This is a genomic window from Klebsiella sp. H-Nf2 (assembly GCF_002806645.1).
Lineage (GTDB): Bacteria > Pseudomonadota > Gammaproteobacteria > Enterobacterales > Enterobacteriaceae > Klebsiella > Klebsiella variicola.
Genome location: NZ_PIBL01000002.1, coordinates 151536 through 164942 on the forward strand (window position 1 = coordinate 151536; position 13407 = coordinate 164942).

Annotated in this window: 15 protein-coding genes and 1 pseudogene; 14 read left to right on the plus strand and 2 right to left on the minus strand. The window is 50.5% G+C overall.

What is annotated here, in order from left to right; translation table 11 throughout:
- The first annotated feature begins 90 nt into the window (after positions 1–90).
- From CWM58_RS07375 to CWM58_RS28120, 11 genes and pseudogenes are all read left to right on the plus strand, one after another.
- Positions 91–354, plus strand: a complete 264-nt coding sequence (locus tag CWM58_RS07375; protein ID WP_100680637.1) for a hypothetical protein — start codon at positions 91–93, stop codon at positions 352–354.
- A 30-nt stretch (positions 355–384) separates the two neighbouring features.
- Positions 385–894, plus strand: coding sequence for a phage regulatory CII family protein (locus CWM58_RS07380; RefSeq protein WP_100680638.1), 510 nt, complete (start codon positions 385–387; stop codon positions 892–894).
- Positions 895–901: 7 nt separating this feature from the next.
- Entirely contained in the window at positions 902–1102 is a 201-nt protein-coding gene (locus CWM58_RS07385) for a phage filamentation protein Fil family protein (protein WP_100680639.1), read from the plus strand.
- A gap of 80 nt (positions 1103–1182) precedes the next feature.
- Complete coding sequence (locus tag CWM58_RS07390) at positions 1183–1470, plus strand: hypothetical protein (RefSeq protein WP_100680640.1); 288 nt, start codon at positions 1183–1185, stop codon at positions 1468–1470.
- 66 nt (positions 1471–1536) lie between these two features.
- A pseudogene (locus CWM58_RS07395) lies at positions 1537–1768 on the plus strand (DUF2732 family protein).
- Entirely contained in the window at positions 1768–1989 is a 222-nt protein-coding gene (locus tag CWM58_RS07400) for a TraR/DksA family transcriptional regulator (protein ID WP_064388422.1), read from the plus strand. Before CWM58_RS07395 ends, CWM58_RS07400 begins: the two are co-directional and overlap by 1 nt.
- 148 nt (positions 1990–2137) lie before the next feature.
- A complete protein-coding gene (locus CWM58_RS07405) occupies positions 2138–4210 on the plus strand; it encodes a replication endonuclease (RefSeq protein WP_165785755.1) in 2073 nt (690 codons plus the stop codon).
- A 114-nt stretch (positions 4211–4324) separates the two neighbouring features.
- Positions 4325–4765 (plus strand): DinI-like family protein, encoded by a 441-nt coding sequence (locus tag CWM58_RS07410; RefSeq protein ID WP_100680642.1) that lies wholly within the window; start codon positions 4325–4327, stop codon positions 4763–4765.
- Positions 4766–5171: 406 nt separating this feature from the next.
- Positions 5172–6302 (plus strand): hypothetical protein, encoded by a 1131-nt coding sequence (locus CWM58_RS28115; RefSeq protein WP_133122416.1) that lies wholly within the window; start codon positions 5172–5174, stop codon positions 6300–6302.
- Positions 6299–6688 (plus strand): STAS-like domain-containing protein, encoded by a 390-nt coding sequence (locus CWM58_RS07420; protein ID WP_204274266.1) that lies wholly within the window; start codon positions 6299–6301, stop codon positions 6686–6688. Before CWM58_RS28115 ends, CWM58_RS07420 begins: the two co-directional genes overlap by 4 nt.
- Complete coding sequence (locus CWM58_RS28120; protein ID WP_133122417.1) at positions 6669–7331, plus strand: hypothetical protein; 663 nt, start codon at positions 6669–6671, stop codon at positions 7329–7331. The genes CWM58_RS07420 and CWM58_RS28120 overlap by 20 nt, the downstream gene beginning before the upstream one ends.
- A gap of 319 nt (positions 7332–7650) precedes the next feature.
- Here the strand turns inward: CWM58_RS28120 and CWM58_RS07430 are convergent, their stop codons facing one another.
- Together CWM58_RS07430 and CWM58_RS07435 are read right to left on the minus strand one after the other, a co-directional pair.
- Positions 7651–8694 (minus strand): phage portal protein, encoded by a 1044-nt coding sequence (locus CWM58_RS07430; RefSeq protein ID WP_100680645.1) that lies wholly within the window; start codon positions 8692–8694, stop codon positions 7651–7653.
- A complete protein-coding gene (locus tag CWM58_RS07435) occupies positions 8694–10463 on the minus strand; it encodes a terminase ATPase subunit family protein (RefSeq protein ID WP_100680646.1) in 1770 nt (589 codons plus the stop codon). The genes CWM58_RS07430 and CWM58_RS07435 overlap by 1 nt, the downstream gene beginning before the upstream one ends.
- Before the next feature lie 165 nt (positions 10464–10628).
- Between CWM58_RS07435 and CWM58_RS07440 the strand changes: the two genes are divergently transcribed.
- The 3 genes from CWM58_RS07440 (at position 10629) to CWM58_RS07450 (ending at position 13362) form a co-directional block, all read left to right on the plus strand.
- Positions 10629–11483, plus strand: coding sequence for a GPO family capsid scaffolding protein (locus CWM58_RS07440; protein ID WP_100680647.1), 855 nt, complete (start codon positions 10629–10631; stop codon positions 11481–11483).
- Between the two features lie 73 nt (positions 11484–11556).
- A complete protein-coding gene (locus CWM58_RS07445) occupies positions 11557–12615 on the plus strand; it encodes a phage major capsid protein, P2 family (protein ID WP_100680648.1) in 1059 nt (352 codons plus the stop codon).
- A gap of 3 nt (positions 12616–12618) precedes the next feature.
- Positions 12619–13362: a terminase endonuclease subunit gene (locus CWM58_RS07450; protein ID WP_100680649.1), complete on the plus strand. Its 744-nt coding sequence runs from the start codon at positions 12619–12621 to the stop codon at positions 13360–13362.
- Positions 13363–13407 lie beyond the last annotated feature (45 nt).

Here is a 13407-nt window from a genome sequence, read left to right on the forward strand (position 1 = left end):
ATTTTGGCTAAACCTACGCAATTGATGGCCCTATGTTGGCAAACGATGGCCCTTTAATTGCAATCTTTGGCAAATAGGGAATCATGCAACATGGCTTCTGAAATCGCAATCATCAAAGTGCTTGCACCCATCGTTACCCTGCAACAGTTTGCAGAACTTGAGGGGGTGTCATACCGCACCGCGCGCCGCTGGACTACCGGAGATAATCCGCGTTTACCTATCGAACCTCGCGTTATCCGTAAGGGCTGTAAACGTGCTGGCGGTCAGATTCGTATCTACTATGCACGCTGGAAAGAGGATCAAATGCGTAAGGCATTGGGGCATTCCCGTTTTCAACTCGTCATCGGCGATTAATTCACTTTATGTGAACTGTAAGGATGCAGCATGTTAGATTTTCGCATTTCGTCACATGCACACTTTGATGATGCATGCAGAAAATTCGCGGCCACGCATAACGTGAAAGAACTGGCGGATAAAGCCGGTATCAAGCCGCATACGCTTTACAACAAACTAAACCCGGAACAGCCGCACCAGTTAACGCCGCGCGAAATCTGGACGCTGACAGACCTGACCGAAGATTCGACCCTCGTCGATGGTTTTCTGGCGCAGATCCATTGTTTGCCATGCGTGCCGGTCAACGAGCTGGCAAAAGAGAAACTGCAATCCTACGTCATGCGCGCCATGAGTGAACTCGGCGAGCTGGCGAGCGGTGCCGTTTCAGGAGACCGTCTTACCCCGGCCAGTAAGCAAAACATGATTGCGAGCGTAAATGCGGGTATCCGCATGCTGTCCCTGTCGGCAATGGCGTTGCAGGCCCGGCTCCAGGCTAACCCGGCAATGACGAGTGTCGTCGATACCGTCAGCGGCATCGGCGCGTCATTCGGTTTGATTTGAGGTGCTTATGTTGACTAACGAACCGTCATTCGCCTCTCTGCTCAAAAAACGTAGCCCATCTATGCACTACGGGCACGGCTGGATAATGGATAGCGACGGCCAGCGCTGGCACCCTTGCAGCTCTCAGTCCGAATTGTTGAACGGCTTAACAGAAAAAAAAGTCTCTGCGGTTAAGCGGCTTTTAAATGCATTAATGGGGGCAAAATGAACGAAAGAATTTCAGCTCATGACACCCAGGCGAGCAAGCTTTTTAGCAATGTAGATTGTTCTACTGAGCAACCGAAGACCATGACCGGCGAAGAGTGTTTTGCACGGTTTCATCAAAAAATGAAAGCAACAGAAAATAAGGCCCTGCGTAATTTCAATAAGCTTGATGAAGATTTTAAATTTGTGGTTTTAACGCTTGCTAACCGAAATAGCCCGGGCGTGTTTCGCTCTGATGAAGTCGGTAAGCCATATGAATATTTTGACATGGATCGCCGCAAGCTAATTATTGCGTCAATGAATAAAATTTCCCGCTGGGGTGGGATTTTACCACGGCATATTTCCATCCATGAATGCTTTTTAGCTAATTAAATAAACTCGTAATTAATGGCGTAAACCCGCCGGGCTTCTTATTGCCCGAAATCAGGAGAGTCAATTATGTGTAATACCGCAACTCGTACCACTAAAACCACAGTAGATAAGTCTGGTCTTAACCAGTTGCTGACGGACGCGCGGATGCAAGAGCGCCGCGCGCGCGGAAGTTATGGCAAGCCGTATGGTTAACCTCGCTAACCACATTAAAACCAACCAACTCGACATTAACGAGGCGCTGGAGCTGTTGTTGCAGGAAAGCGAAATTTACCGCCATCAGGCTATGGAGATCCACTAATGGCCGACGCAATGGATTTAGCACAACTGCGCGAGCAAGAAGACCGCGAACGCCACATCAACAACGCGCGCAGCCGTATCGCTGCACCTTCCCGCTTTCTCTGTGAGGAATGTGACGCACCAATCCCGGAAGCTCGCCGTATTGCGATTCCGGGCGTGACCTTTTGCGTGACCTGCCAGCAAATTGCCGAGCTTAAATTAAAACACTATCGGGGGGTATGAATTGGCTGTTCAATTCGCTTTTCCGTGGAATGCTCCACGGTCGGCAATAGCCAGCCCATATCTTACCTATGACCAACAGCATCGCCGCGATCGTATGTTCGCGGCTTTGCTGCATGCGAGAAAGGTGCTTTCTCTCCAGCCTGAGTGCGTGCGTTTTGATGTTTATCGCACTGCTGCAGTACTGGAGCAAAATCAGGGCAGTCAACGAGCGAATGCCTTTTTAATCAGCTTCTGTAAAAAGGCATTGCCACGTCTTGAACTGGTCGCAAAAAAATACGAGGGCGCGGGTATCAACAGCAATGTATCAGTCACTGTTTTTGGTGGTCATTTTGATACCCAGCTTATGCAATATCTGGCGTCACGTATGGTCAATATGGTCGCCAGATATAACCGCCTCCCGGATATGTCGCGTGCCGATATTGACCTGCTGGCCGGTGACATTGCTAATTTCATTCGTTCTGAGCTGGCAAATATTGATGATTCAGGTTTTGGTGAGCTCAAAACGCTATACACCTGGTACATGCATGCTGGTTTTATTTCTCTGCAATTCAATGTCACCCCTCCTCATTGGGATCGCGTGACAAATAAATACTTCAACAAAGATGATATCGCCCCCGCAGCAATCCGTATGTTTACTGAGTCATGGTGGCGTAGTCGTCTGCGTCGTGTCGCGTCGGCATGGTGCGAACATCTACAAATTGCAGTTGGCAACGTCAGCAAGAAACGACACGCCTACGCGAGTAAAAACTGCGTGACTGACTGGCGCGAGCAGAAGCGCCGCACGCGCGAATTTCTCAAGGGACTGGATCTCGAAGACGAAGACGGCAACCGCATCAGCCTGATAGAAAAATATGACGGCTCAGTCGCTAACCCAGCAATACGCCGGTGTGAGCTGATGACTCGCATTCGTGGGTTTGAAAATATCTGTAATGAGCTCGGTTATGTCGGGGAGTTTTACACCCTGACTGCACCGTCTAAATATCACGCAACTACTAAAGCGGGATACCGTAACAGCAAATGGAACGGAGCCAGCCCGTCGAACACGCAGAACTATCTAACCGGCATTTGGGCGCGCATTCGCGCCAAGCTGCATCGGGAAGAAATCCGCATTTTCGGCATACGTGTTGCCGAGCCTCATCACGACGGAACGCCGCACTGGCACATGCTTATGTTCATGTTGCCGGAAGACGTCGAGCGCGTGCGCCTTATCATCCGTGATTATGCGTGGGAGGAAGACCGCCACGAACTGAGAAGCGATAAAGCAAAAAAAGCGCGCTTTCATGCTGAGGCCATTGACCCGGAAAAGGGCAGCGCAACCGGCTATGTTGCTAAATACATTTCAAAAAATATCGACGGCTATGCTCTTGATGGTGAAACCGATGACGAAAGCGGTGAGCTGCTGAAAGATACAGCTCCTGCCGTAGCAGCATGGGCGGCGCGCTGGCACATTCGTCAATTTCAGTTTATCGGTGGCGCGCCGGTGACGGTATATCGTGAGTTACGTCGTCTCGCTGATACCGAGACCGCGCACGGTTTAAGCGTTGAGTTTGCCGCAGTTCATGATGCCGCTGACGCCGGTGACTGGGCTGGTTACGTTAATGCGCAGGGAGGCCCGTTTGTCCGTCGCGATGATTTACAGGTGCGCACGCTATATGAACCGCGGGCCGAGTTTAACCAGTATGGCGAGGAAACTGTCTGCATTCGTGGCGTGTACGATTCCGCTGTCGGCGCTGACACCCCGATTTTAACCCGGCTAACGCAGTGGAAAATTGTGCCGAAGCGTGCCGTTGATTTGGCCGTTGACGTTAAGGGCGCTCCTGCGCCCTCTCGGAGTTCTGTCAATAACTGTACGGGAAGCGAAAGCGATCCGCCGGAGCTGGATTTATCCAAACCGTTGAGTCGAAGTGAAAAGCGGAAGCTAACGACCAGACTCAGGGACAAAAAACGGGCCACCCGGCGTGATTTTGTCCACGGAACGGATAAACAAAGCGCAGCCATTGACAGGACAATAGACGAGATTCAGCTCACGACCGGCGAAACCATCAGCCGGGGGGAGGCCCTGCACCTGATGACTGGTGGCAAAAGTTGCATAAACGGCAAATGGTGCCGTGGTTCAGCAACCGGTGATATTTTCCCGGCAGCACCGTCGCACCAGGCGCAGGCCAGACAAATCCTAAATCGAGTCGCGGGGTTAGCGTCTGTTACTAAGTTGAGACTGTAACTAATTCATATCCATATCATGCACATACGTCATTCTGTGGCGTAAGTTTTTCTTTCATCTTTTTACCGACACGTGATACTGTTTATTTATACAGTATTTCGTATTGGAGGTTGTGTGGATAGAGAGTTAAACGAGCAAGTCATGATTGAACGGGTCGAGATGATTGCGCGTCTGACGACAGAGGGTGTTTGTCAGGAAAGAGATCGTGAAATTGCTTTGAATTTAATTGCGGAAATTGCGAGAGGGAACTTGATGAAAAACAAATCTTTTTCAGTTGTTTTCGCTCCCACTCCTGTTGAACAAAGATTAAAAAAAAGCGATGAAGTGAGGGTTAACATCACGTTGGATAAAGACCAAAAAATTGGGCAGCAGGTTGTCGATGCTTTTCAGTGCGAGTTGACTCGACGCGTACAATCAATTTTCCCATCAACGAGAGTGACGGTAAAAAAAGGGTCAATGACAGGAGTAGAGCTGGTTGGGTTCGACCAGGAGTCAGACCGAGAAGCGTTGGACGGTATCCTTCAGGAAGTGTGGGAAGACGAGAACTGGCGTTAGTTCCTGAAAAGTGTGCAAGCCTAGACCCTATGTTTTATAGCATGGGGTTGTCTTTTCTGAGGATTAAAGATATAGGAAAATCATAAGTTGAACTCGTATTTTGATGCGCCTTCGATCCAGATGAACAAAGCAGAACACTAGCTGCTGCGCTCATTCGTTACAAACTGATGCAACTAGTAGCTATACTAGGCAGTCTTGGGCACTTCAGAACTTGGTTTATGGGGGAGCAAATAAATTTTTAAGGATAAACAATAAATTATCCAACTTGACTTGGAGTTCTTGGGAGCGTAATAGTGCGAGCTATAGCGAAAAAAGTTTAGTTCCGTACTATCTACAAAATTTGATACAACCAATTGAAAAAGGTGCGAAAACGTTGTTAAATGCGACGATTTCCTGAGGGGGCGAAATGAAAAAAATAACCAAAAGAGAGAGAGAGAGGGATATCTTACGTGCTTATTTACATCGCACAGGAAGAGATATCTTGGAGGCTGGTCGCGCCAAAATTACCCCTATTTCAAAAGCATCTAAAATTAATCGTTGGATCACTGCCCAAATCAAAAGTGGATTGGATTGTGAAATCAAGAGAAATAGAGATCTTTTTCTTACATTACCAACAGTAATGAATTTTTCAAACAATTATCATAGAACAATGCAGGCGATACAAACGATAAGACACCTTACAGGGCGTAGGATGTTTAATAATCAATGTTACCGACTTTGTTTTGTTGATTTTTCAAAGATAAGATACATCTCTGCTTCTGCTGCTTTGGTATTAACGGCGGAGTTATCAAAATGGGATGACTCTGTAAGGAAGCGTTTGCGACCGAAAGTTAAATCTTGGGATAAAAACATACTTTCTCAATTCGATGAGTTAGGTTTTTTTGATTTATTTAATAATAAAGATAGTTTCGAGCTTGAAAAAGAAAAAGAACCAAGCAATATTAGTTTTGTAAAGTATATGAAAGGCCACTTGCATGACGATGAAAAAACTCAACATTTGAAAAGAGAAATAAAACGTATCGTTGGGGAGGACTTAGGGAAATGGACTTTTCTGTATAGTGGATTATCTGAAGCTATCACAAATGTTGTTCATCATGCATATCCTGACAATAAAGGATATCATGAAGATGATAAAAAATGGTATTTGACAGCTTCATATGATGGTGAGAATAGAATTATAAAGGTAGTCTTTTACGATCAGGGGATAACCATTCCTGGTTCACTACCTGAATCTAAAATCCATGAAAAAGTATTGAGCTATCTTTCTAAGTTACCTCTGGCAGAGCGTAAAAGAGATGAGCAATTATTAAAAGCGGCTGTTGAAATTAAACGTTCAAGTACTGGTGAGATAGATAGAGGTAAAGGCCTGCAGGATTTGTTGGAATTCATCAAGCAAAGAGGCGAAGGCTATCTTTCCATTATGAGTGGTAAAGGACTTTACAAATATTCACAGCACAATAACAAAACTGAGGTAAAATCAGTAAGCTTCACTCTACCTGTTTGTGGTACACTGATAGTATGGAGTACAAAGCTATGATTGTTAAATTGGTTGCTAGCCTCATGAAAACATTGAAGATTGGTTCAGAGTTCTCAAAGGTCCCTAGAGGCCGATACCGTAGCGACGGGACGGCAAGTGGCGAGCGTTTCAGAGAGGATTTTTTACGGAATCGTCTTAATTCGCTGCACTCCGGGGAAAAACTACAGATAGTCATCGATGATGATGTCGAAGGATATGGTTCGTCTTTTTTAGTGGAAGGCTTTGCGGGCATGGTGAAATATGGATACATGCAAGCAAATGAGTTACTTGCTAAAATTGAAATTAAATATACCAACCCTGACTTCGAGTTCTATAAAAAGAAAATAGAACAATATATCAAAGAGGCACAGTTTAATTCAAAACCATATGAGCCAACTGCCGAATAATACGATATTTATTTTAGGTGAAAACTCTAGCAAGTTTTCACCTAATTTACTGATTGTTAAGACGGATGATTCTGAAGTATTGAGTTCCAATCATCCGGTGAAAGATATTGGTGCAATAATTGAAGTTGCCAGTTCGAATATTGTTGATGCAATACAAAACCCGCCTAAGGCTCCTCTTGTATCATCTTCGCTTATCACTGCCTTGATAAGCACAACGTGCGCTGCTACTGCTGCATTTATTTATAATAAAATACATTGGCACTCTGTTATCAAGAGAGAGGCTAAGACCAAACTGCTTGAGAGCATTTCAGATGTAGTTAACGAATTACGTACAGATGCAATAAGTTATTGGTTGAAAGGTTATTCAAAAAAATCAGCTAAATCTCTTTTAGAAGAGGAAATGAGAATTAAAGCGAGTTTGAATATAATAAATTCGACTATAACTATATATGTTGCACAGGTGTCCAGGTTAAAAAGAAAAGAAATTGAGTTAAAGTTAAGGGGTTTCCACAATGAGCTTTTTGATATCATAACCGGTGATGACTTTGAAACTCAGACCAGAAAACAAGATAAAGGTAAGGTTTCTGCTATCTCAACAAAGTGTGTGGCATTTCGCGTGTTGTTGAATACCATTAAATTCTAAATAGGTCATGCATTTGCTTGATGCATGAATTTGCATTCATTTTTTAAATCAGGTTTTGTCGCTCGACTCTGGTGTTTATACGGCGTGGGCGATGAATGCAACTGCATTAAATCCGACCCACGAAGCGGGCAGGCGAGGCGGGGAAAGCACTGCGCGCCAGCGTACGTTTGCGCATTTATTTTCGCAGCCTGAGCGCGTCGCTATGCCGCGCGGGTTCGCGAGGGCGTCTGTGGGTGGTGCGGTGGTATTTGAGGGAGTGGCGGGCTTCTGAGGCGGTCAGGGGTGGGGGTGAGAAAAAGCCGCCCGGAGGCGGCGGAAATCAGTCACTTTCGGTGTCGAGGGTGTAACTTTTGAACCGGATCACCTCCTGACCGGCCCACGCGTTGACCTCGCGCATCCGGTCTTGTAGCGGGATGAGCTCGTTACGGACAAACACCTTTGCCACCTTCTCGATATCGCCGAGCGAACCGACGTTTTCCGGCTTGCCGCCCATCAGCTGGAACGGGATGCGGTGAGCGTCGAGCAGGTCGGCGGCGCTGACTTTTTTGATATTGAAGAAATCGTCTTTCGTTGCCACCTCACTGAGCGGGACAATTTTTATGCCGTCCGGTTTTCCGTGCGGTGCGTAGAAAAACAGATTTTTGAAGTTGCCTAGCCCCTTCGAACTGCGCATCGCATCGCGCAACGCCTCAACATCGCTACTGCTTTGCGCGGCGTCCGTCACATACATGATGTAACCCGCATGAGCCCCGTTCTGGTAATACTTGCGACGGAAGAGCGTCGCCGCTTCATTCAGCCAGGCGGAGTTTAGCGCGCTGAGATATTCCGGCATGCCGTACAGCTCCTGGTTGATGTCTGGCTCCAGTAGGTGGAATACGGCTCCCGGCGCGAACGGGTGCGGCTGGTCAAATGACGGCACCCACCAATAGACATCATCTTCAATACCACGTCGCGTGTATTTTGCCGGTGACGCTTCCAGCTTCAGAGGGCGACCGGTGACACTCTTTCGAAGCTCTAAAAACGCGTTGCCAAACACCAGAAAATCAAGCGCGAAGCGGCTAAAGTCCTGTTGTGACAGTAGCGGGTGCGGAATAAACGTTGAGGCCAGAATGTTGCGCTTAACGTAAATCGGCGAGCTGTGATGAACGGCGGCGCGCAGGCTTTTCGCCAGCCCGTTAAAGCTGACCGGTGGTTCGAACCACCGGCCATTATTGACGCATTCCACGTAATCCAGAATATCGCGGCGGTCGAGCACGGCGCTCGGTTCACCAAAGGTAAACGCCTCCATTTTTTGGGGCCCGCTGTCTTTCATGTTGCGCGGGCGCTTTTGGGGCTGTGGCTTGCGGCCTTTGTATTTACTCATCAGTTGAACTCCAGAATGGAAGATGTTGCCTGGCCGCTGCCAGCGGTGAGCGGTTCGTTTAATAGCGCGTGCATGGTCGCCCAGGCAACGTCCGCGTGACTGGCCTCCTCGGTACGGCTGGCCTCATAGGTGGCACTGCGCCCGCTGCTGGTCATGGTTTTGCGGATTGCCATAAACGAGGTGGTGATGTCGGTGGCGCTGACGTCATATTCGAGACAGCCGCGGCGAATAACGTCTTTTGCCTTCAGCACCATCGCGGTTTTCATTTCCGGCGTGTAGCGGATATCGCGGGCTGCGGGATAAAACGAGCGAACCAGCTGGAAGACGCCAATACCGAGTCCGGTCGCATCGATACCGATGTACTCGACGTTGTATTTTTCGGTGAGCTGGCGAATGGATTCGGCCTGCGTTGCAAAGTCCATCCCTTTCCACTGGTGACGCTCCAGAATGCGGAACTTGCCACCGGCGACAACCGGCGGCGCGAGCACCACGCACCCGGCACTGTCGCCGCTGTGCGAGGGGTCGTATCCCACCCACACCGGGCGGGAGCCGAACGGATTGTCGGCGAACGGCGCAAAGTCCTCCCATTCTTCCAGACTGTCGACCATGCAGCGTTGCAAATCCTCGAACGGGAACACCGACGCCTTGTCGTCAACGAACTCGCACATAAACAGGTTACGGAAGTCGTCGACGCTGTTTTCCTGCCGGAGTTGCTCAAGGTTAAACAGCGTACAGCCCCCGGCGAGCGCATCCTCAATGGTGACAATCTGCCGCCACTGGCCGTCAGGACATGCCACGCCAGCGGCGAGGGCATCATGACTGATATCGATGTCGACGCGTTCACTGACGCGGGCGCGGCCACGGTTAAATAATTCCCCGGACCAGAACGGGTAAGCGCCGTGCGCCAGGGTGGACGGTGTTGAAAAATAGGTGCTACGCAGGTGGCTTTGTGAGGCCATGCCCGACGATACTTTGCGCAGTTTCTGGAAGTTGGGGATCCAGAAAATTTCATCGACATACAGGTCGCCGTTATGACTCTGCGCGGTGTTTGAGTTGGTGCCGAGAAAAATCAGTTTTGCGCCGTTGTTGCCGATAACAATCGGGTCGCCGGTCAGCTCAACATCAACCCGGCGGGCAAACTGGATGATGTACTCGCGGAATACATACGCCTGCGTTTTACTCGCCGACAGAAAAATCTGGTTATGGCCGGTTTTCAGCGCGTGCAGCAGCGCCTCGCGGGAAAAGTAGAACGTCGCCCCAATCTGGCGTGATTTCAGGATGTCGCGAATGCGGTGCTCAAGCCCCGCGCGGTGCCAGCGGAGCTGATATTCGAAAGACTCCGCGAAAAAAATCTCTTCCAGTTTTTCGATAGCCTCGTCGCTGAAAAAGTTCTTTGTCGGCTTTTTACGTTCACCTTTGTTGCGGTTGGCCACGCGGGGATTCAGGTCAGCCTCGTTTCCGGTCTGGCCATAGCGGTTAATCCGCGCGAAGCGCTCCATCTGCCGGGCCAGAAAATCGGCGACCTTGAAATCATGGGGCGTCAGGCTGGGTTTCGCATAAAGCTGAATCAGCCGGGCCTCCAGGGTGCTTTCGACCCGGTTCAGTGGTGCCGTGTCCTCCCAGTGGTCGCGCTGTTTCCAGCTTTGCACCGTGGGGCGTTTGGTCTGCAACATGTCGGCAATCTGCGGCACGGAGAATCCCTGCCAGTACAGCAAGGCCGCCTGGCGTCGCGGGTCGTTTAACAAAGTGGTGTCGGTGGTGATGGTCATGGATGCCTCGCCGTGATTGATACAGGGCAAGGCTAAAGAAACGGGGGATGTGAATCGCTAAGGTGCTGTTGTGTGAGGGATAAGCCATCCGGGACTGATGGCGGGAGAGTGGCGACGTCGGGAAACTAGCCCCGACCCGTTAACCCGACATCAGGACTCCTGACAATGGCAAAAAAAGTTTCAAAATGGTTTCGCATCGGCGTCGAAGGCGATACCTGTGACGGCCGCGTTATCAGCGCGACGGATATTCAGGAAATGGCTGAGACCTTTGACCCCCGCGTCTACGGTTGCCGCATTAACCTCGAACACCTGAAAGGCATCCTGCCTGAGGGTCCGTTCAGCCGTTACGGCGATGTGGTTGAGCTGAAGTCTGAAAAAATTGACGACGACTCGGTACTGAAAGGCAAGCTGGCGCTGTTCGCTAAAATCACCCCGACCGATGACCTGATCGCAATGAATAAAAAATTGCAGAAGGTTTACACCTCCATGGAAATCCAGCCGAATTTTGCCAATAGCGGCAAATGCTACCTGGTCGGCCTCGCCGTGACCGATGACCCGGCCAGCCTCGGCACTGAATACCTCGAATTTTGCCGGGGGGCCAAATTCAACCCCCTTAACCGCTTCAAAGCCGCACCGGGCAACCTGATTTCTGTTGCCACCCTCGCCGAGCTGGAGTTCGAAGACCTGCCGGAAAATGTCTTTACCGCCCTGAGCGACAAGGTGAAGACGATTTTCAGCCGCAAACAAGCCAGTGATGATGCCCGTTTTCAGGATGTGCATGAAGCCGTGACGACCGTCAGTGAGCATGTGCAGGAAAACCTCACCGCTACCGGGCAACGTCTTGCCGAACTGGAAAATGCCTTTGCGACACTGAAACAGGACGTCACCAGTAAAGCCGACCAGACCCGCCAGGCATTCAGCCAGTTAAAAACGTCGCTGGATAACACCGAAAGCACCACGCAGCCACGTCGCAAGCTCTCCACCGGTGGCGGTGGCGATGAGCTGCTGACCGACTGCTAAACGGTCGTGAATTTATCGCCGGGCGACAGACCAGCCCGGTCAGACAACCCGATTTAACCCAACAGGAAAGACTATGCGTCAGGAAACCCGTTTTAAATTCAATGGCTATCTGTCCCGCGTTGCCGAGCTGAACGGCATTGACCCGGACGATGTGAGTAAAAAATTCTCCGTCGAGCCGTCCGTCACGCAAACCATGATGAACACCGTGCAGATGTCCTCGGCCTTTTTGCAGAAAATTAATATCGTGCCGGTGGATGAGCTGAAGGGGGAAAAAATTGGCGTCGGCGTCAATGGCACCATCGCCAGCACCACCGACACCAACAGCGGCAAGGAGCGTAAAACCGCCGACTTTACCGCGCTGGAGTCCAGAAAGTACGAATGCGATCAGGTCAACTTTGACTTCCATTTCAAATATAAAAAGCTGGATTTGTGGGCGCGCTTCCAGGACTTCCAGCGCCGTATTCGCGATGCCATCATCCAGCGACAGGCGCTTGATTTCATCATGGCCGGGTTCAACGGCGTTGAGCGTGCCGAAACCTCTGACCGCAAAGCCCATCCGATGTTGCAGGATGTCGCCGTGGGCTGGCCGCAGAAATACCGCAATGAAGCGCCGACCCGCGTGATGAGCAAAATCGTCGACGAGGAAGGGAAAGTGGTTTCCGCTGTTATCCGCGTCGGTAAAAACGGCGATTACGTTAACCTTGATGCGCTGGTCATGGATGCCACCGACAACCTGATTGATGAGATTTATCAGGAGGATTCGGAGCTTGTCGCGATTGTGGGGCGTAAACTGCTGGCCGACAAATATTTCCCTATCGTCAACAAAGACCAGCCGAACAGCGAAGCGCTCGCGGCTGACATCATCATCAGCCAGAAACGTATCGGCAACCTGCCTGCCGTGCGTGTGCCGTATTTCCCGCCGAACGCGATTATGGTGACGCGCCTGGATAACCTGTCCATCTATTTCATGGACGAAAGCCACCGCCGCTCCATCATCGAAAACCCGAGACTCGACCAGGTGGAAAACTACGAATCAATGAACATCGATTACGTGGTCGAAACCTACGCTGCCGGGTGCTTCATCGAAAATATCAAGCTGGGCGATTTCTCTGCTGCGCAACCGGAGGGCTAACCGATGACGAGCCCCGCACAGCGTCACATGATGCGGGTCTCGGCCATTGAAACCGCGCAGCGGGAAAATAACCCGCTGCGGCATGCCACTGCCTACGAGCAGATGCTGGTTAAGCTGGCCGCAGACCAACGCACGTTAAAAGCCATCTTTGGTAAAGAGCTGAAAGCCAGGAAAAAGCGCGAGTTGCTACCGTTCTATCTGCCGTGGATCAGTGGCGTGCTGGAACAGGGCAAAGGCGCGCAGGATGACATCGTGATGACCGTCATGCTATGGCGTCTTGATGTCGGCGATATCGGCGGCGCGATGGATATTGCCCGCTACGCGTTTAAGTACGGTCTGACCATGCCTGGCAAACACCGCCGCCCGCCGCAGTACATGTTTACCGAAGAGGTGGCGCTCGCCGCTATGCGCGCCCATGCCGCCGGTGAACCTGTCGTCATCAGCCAGTTGCTCGACACGCTGGCGTTGACCGCCGCCGCCGATATGCCGGACGAAGTGCGCGCAAAACTGCACAAAATCGCCGGCCAGGTGTTGCGGGATAACAAACAGCCCGCCGACGCGCTGGCTCACCTCAAACGCGCGATGCAGCTCGATTGTCAGGCAGGCGTTAAAAAAGACATTGAACGGCTTGAGCGTGAGCTGAAGCCCAAACCGGCAACGGTCGTTAAAGCCCCGGTAAGAGCGCCTCGCGCCGTGAAAACCACGGCACCGGCTAAACGTGGCCGACCGAAAAAGAATCCCGGTTAACAGAATGCGCCCCGCGCCAGGGCGGCACGCCGGTCGATGAGGGTG

Excerpts from the sequence above, each read along its gene's own strand:
- CWM58_RS07375 (WP_100680637.1), top strand. The coding sequence starts at position 91 with ATGGCTTCTGAAATCGCAATCATCAAAGTGCTTGCACCCATCGTTACC.
- CWM58_RS07380 (WP_100680638.1), top strand. The coding sequence starts at position 385 with ATGTTAGATTTTCGCATTTCGTCACATGCACACTTTGATGATGCATGC.
- CWM58_RS07385 (WP_100680639.1), top strand. The coding sequence starts at position 902 with ATGTTGACTAACGAACCGTCATTCGCCTCTCTGCTCAAAAAACGTAGC.
- CWM58_RS07390 (WP_100680640.1), top strand. The coding sequence starts at position 1,183 with ATGACCGGCGAAGAGTGTTTTGCACGGTTTCATCAAAAAATGAAAGCA.
- CWM58_RS07400 (WP_064388422.1), top strand. The coding sequence starts at position 1,768 with ATGGCCGACGCAATGGATTTAGCACAACTGCGCGAGCAAGAAGACCGC.
- CWM58_RS28115 (WP_133122416.1), top strand. The coding sequence starts at position 5,172 with ATGAAAAAAATAACCAAAAGAGAGAGAGAGAGGGATATCTTACGTGCT.
- CWM58_RS07420 (WP_204274266.1), top strand. The coding sequence starts at position 6,299 with ATGATTGTTAAATTGGTTGCTAGCCTCATGAAAACATTGAAGATTGGT.
- CWM58_RS28120 (WP_133122417.1), top strand. The coding sequence starts at position 6,669 with ATGAGCCAACTGCCGAATAATACGATATTTATTTTAGGTGAAAACTCT.
- CWM58_RS07430 (WP_100680645.1), bottom strand. The coding sequence starts at position 8,694 with ATGAGTAAATACAAAGGCCGCAAGCCACAGCCCCAAAAGCGCCCGCGC.
- CWM58_RS07435 (WP_100680646.1), bottom strand. The coding sequence starts at position 10,463 with ATGACCATCACCACCGACACCACTTTGTTAAACGACCCGCGACGCCAG.
- CWM58_RS07440 (WP_100680647.1), top strand. The coding sequence starts at position 10,629 with ATGGCAAAAAAAGTTTCAAAATGGTTTCGCATCGGCGTCGAAGGCGAT.
- CWM58_RS07445 (WP_100680648.1), top strand. The coding sequence starts at position 11,557 with ATGCGTCAGGAAACCCGTTTTAAATTCAATGGCTATCTGTCCCGCGTT.
- CWM58_RS07450 (WP_100680649.1), top strand. The coding sequence starts at position 12,619 with ATGACGAGCCCCGCACAGCGTCACATGATGCGGGTCTCGGCCATTGAA.